The 3,207-nt window shown below is 68.9% G+C and carries 4 protein-coding genes; 2 read left to right on the forward strand and 2 right to left on the reverse strand.

Annotated features, from left to right (window positions below; translation table 11 throughout):
- Both ACWC9T_RS41330 and ACWC9T_RS41335 read left to right on the forward strand, forming a co-directional pair.
- The coding region (locus tag ACWC9T_RS41330) for a reverse transcriptase domain-containing protein (protein ID WP_449826169.1) at nt 1-1,109 on the forward strand (1,109 nt) is incomplete at its 5' end.
- A 316-nt stretch (nt 1,110-1,425) separates the two neighbouring features.
- Nucleotides 1,426-1,740, forward strand: a complete 315-nt coding sequence (locus tag ACWC9T_RS41335; protein ID WP_449826170.1) for a hypothetical protein — start codon at nt 1,426-1,428, stop codon at nt 1,738-1,740.
- 120 nt (nt 1,741-1,860) lie between these two features.
- Here the strand turns inward: ACWC9T_RS41335 and ACWC9T_RS41340 are convergent, their stop codons facing one another.
- The gene (locus ACWC9T_RS41340; RefSeq protein ID WP_449826171.1) at nt 1,861-2,289 is read right to left on the reverse strand and encodes a hypothetical protein; all 429 of its coding nucleotides are present in this window, start codon (nt 2,287-2,289) and stop codon (nt 1,861-1,863) included.
- A gap of 39 nt (nt 2,290-2,328) precedes the next feature.
- Nucleotides 2,329-2,523, reverse strand: a complete 195-nt coding sequence (locus tag ACWC9T_RS41345; RefSeq protein ID WP_449826172.1) for a hypothetical protein — start codon at nt 2,521-2,523, stop codon at nt 2,329-2,331.
- Nucleotides 2,524-3,207: the final 684 nt, after the last annotated feature.

A 3,207-nucleotide genomic window follows, 5' to 3' on the forward strand; every position in this document is an offset into this window, starting at 1 on the left:
GGCTACCTCACGCCACTCGAGATCCGGCAGCGACACCAGCAAGGTCATACCCTCGCGGCGTAGAAGATCGGTGTCCAACCGCAGGGTGGAACTTCGAGGCGGACTTCCTCCCGTGTTCCTACGGGTTCCGCCCGAACCGCCGGACCCATGACGCGGTGGCCGAGGTGCGTCATCTCACGTCCAAGAAGTACGAGTGGATCGTGGAGGGCGACATCAAAGCCTGTTTCGACGAGATTTCGCACACGGCCCTGATGGACCGGGTGCGGGCGCGAGTCGGGGACAAGCGCGTTCTGGCTCTGGTGAAGGCGTTCCTCAAGGCGGGCATCCTCGGTGAGGACGGCCTGCTGCGGGATAACGACACCGGCACTCCGCAGGGTTCGATCCTCTCGCCGTTGCTCAGCAACGTGGCTCTCTCGGTCCTGGACGAGTTCATCGCCCAGGCTCCCGGAGGGCCCGGATCTGATGTCTACGAGCGCCGGAGGCGTCGACGCCGCAGTCTGCCCAACTTCCGGCTGGTCCGGTACGCGGACGACTGGTGCCTGCTGGTGCACGGCACCCAGGCGGACGCCGAAACGCTACGCGAGCAGATCGCAGCGGTCCTCTCCACGATGGGCCTTCGCCTGTCGCAGGAGAAGACCCTGATCACCCACATCGAGCAGGGCCTGGACTTCCTCGGCTGGCACATCCAGCTCCGCCGAAAGCCAGGCACCAACCGGCACTACGTCTATACCTACCCGGCCAAGAAGGCCCTTCGGGCCATCATGGCCAAGGTCAAGACGCTATGCCGCGAGGTCGGCACGAACCAGCCGCTCGACGCCCTGTTGCTCCGGCTCAATCCGGCGCTGCGGGGCTGGTGCGCCTACTTCAGGCCCGGGGTGTCCTCCGCGACCTTCGCCTACCTGCGCTACTACCTGTGGCACACGGTCTGGCGATGGGTGAAGCGGAAGCACCCCAAGACGCCCCTGAGGAAGATCTACCGCCACTACTTCAGCGGTGGATCTTGGTGGGCCAGCGAGAACAGGGAGCTGTTCAACCCCAGCTCGGTAGGCACCACGCGCTACCGCTACCGGGGAGCGGCCATCCCCACTCCTTGGCCGATCACGGGATGAGAACCACCACGACGCCCCTTCGGGACTTGTGGAGAGCCGGGTGCGGTGCCAAGTCGCATGCCCGGTTCGGGAAGCGGCTCCGGGGAAACGGGCCGGTCGAAAGACCGGAACCGCGCCCCGGACCGACTTCACCACCCGTCCCGGCGCCCGGGACGGGCATCAAGGTGTCCGGACCGCTCTCACCAGCGCTTTGACCTGCTGCGTTATCTTGCCGTGACCAAGCCGCCAAGGTACCGGCGCGTTGTCCGGAGCGGGCATCAAGGTATCGGCGGGGCGCAGCCAGGTGCGGATCCGGTCGCACGTACGATTCCCTGCCGTGGGCAAAGAGCAGAAGACCTTCGAGTACACCGACGAGCTGAAGGACGCGCAGCGGGCGCTGATGGCCGTGCAGGCCGAGCGCCGTGCCTTCCTGGCCACGCTGCCGTTGTGGGGCGGCGATCTGGAGGCGGCCCGGCAGGGGCTGAGCGAGGAGCAGCGGGCCGAGTCCGCCCGGCTGGAGGAAGCCGAGCGGCGGGCCTGTCACGCGGTGTGGGCCGACGAGTACTGGGCCAAGCTGTCCGGCGTGGACCGGGTCACCGCCCACAGCCGGCTCATGCACATCGACGACGAGCCGGACGCCTCGGCCGCGTAGCGCGGACGCGCGCGGCCCGACGGCCACGTCCGGTTACCCAGGCCTCTCACCAGACCCGGGCGGGCCACGAACGCGGAGACTCACCAGCCTCCCGGGTGTTTCCCACCAGTGGTCGGGGTGTCAGAACGCGGTGCGGATCTGGCTCCTGGGGTCACCGTCGGCGAGATGGTCGGTGTAGAGGCCTGTACGGGCCAGCCGCCTCCAGGGCCGGGCGCGGCGCACCGCGATGTCGATGTCCGGCTCGGTCGAGTGGAGGTCGAGGTCGGCGAGTGCGAGGGCGGGCTGGTTGTGGGCCGGGGCGCGGGTGAGCCAGCGTCCGCCGGGGGCGACGATGCCGGAGGGGGCGGTGGTGGCGAACTGGGCGGGGACGGCGTAGCCGAGCCAGTAGTTGTAGAGGGTGCCGTAGGCCTGGGCGACGGTGGCGCGGGCCCGGTCGTCGATCATGACGGACAGTAGGACGCAGTCGACGTTGAGGCGTTCGTACTCGGCGAACAGGGTGGGGAAGTTCGCTTCGATGCAGATGGCCAGGCCGAAGCGGACGCCGTCCACGTCGAAGACCGTCGGTTCGGGCCGGCCGGGGGTGTAGAGCTAGGACAGCTCGGTGTTCGACAGGAACCGCTTGTCGTAGCGGGCGACCAGGTCCCCGTGGTCGGAGACGACGTAGAGGCTGTTGTGCGGGCGTCGGGGCGGTGTGAGCAGGTGGAGTGAGCCGAAGACCGTCCACAGGCCCAGCTCGCCCGCCAAGGCCGCGATCCGCTCGCCTCCTCGCGCAGGACATCCCACGCGGCACCGCTCCAGTCCGCCGGCACCGGGCCGCCGTCGGGGCCGGTCGCCTCCGGAAACTGCACCAGCCGCGCCCCCGCCCCGGCGGCCTCCCGCATCAGCGCCCGGACCTCCTCACCCGCCGCCCGAATCACCATCCGGTCCCCCGGATCCTCCGGCACCGTGCTCTGCGCCACCGCCAACCGCAACGTCCCGACCATCCGGCGACCGTACCGGTGCGCCCGATGCCTCACCCGGCCCGCGCCGGGAACGTCACCCGCACGTGTCCCTGACCCCAGCAAGTTGAACCGCGCCCGGTGAGCAGGGCCGGGGCGGACGTTGTCACTGGCCGCTGACCTGCACCAACACCCGAAACTCACCGGGCAGCGCCCGAAACTCACCGGCGGGTGGCCGCCCGGGGCAGGCAAACTCACCACCACCCCGGGGCGAAACTCACCAGCCCGCTGATCTGTGACAGCGAAGTTGGGACAACGCTAGTTTGTGACACCGAAGTTGGGACTGATCGGTCTCGTCGGTCGTCTGAGGCTCCTGCCGACGGGCGTGCGATAGGTTGCCCGTCATGACTGAGCTTGGACCAGTGGCTTGGCCGCCTGAGAAGCCGTGATCAAAGCGCTCTTGGGGCTTGAGGGCCGGACGGAGATTCGATTCTCGGTCCCGTTCGGGTGATCGCGTGCCGGCCGGCGC

The organism is Kitasatospora sp. NPDC001159 (genome assembly GCF_053598235.1).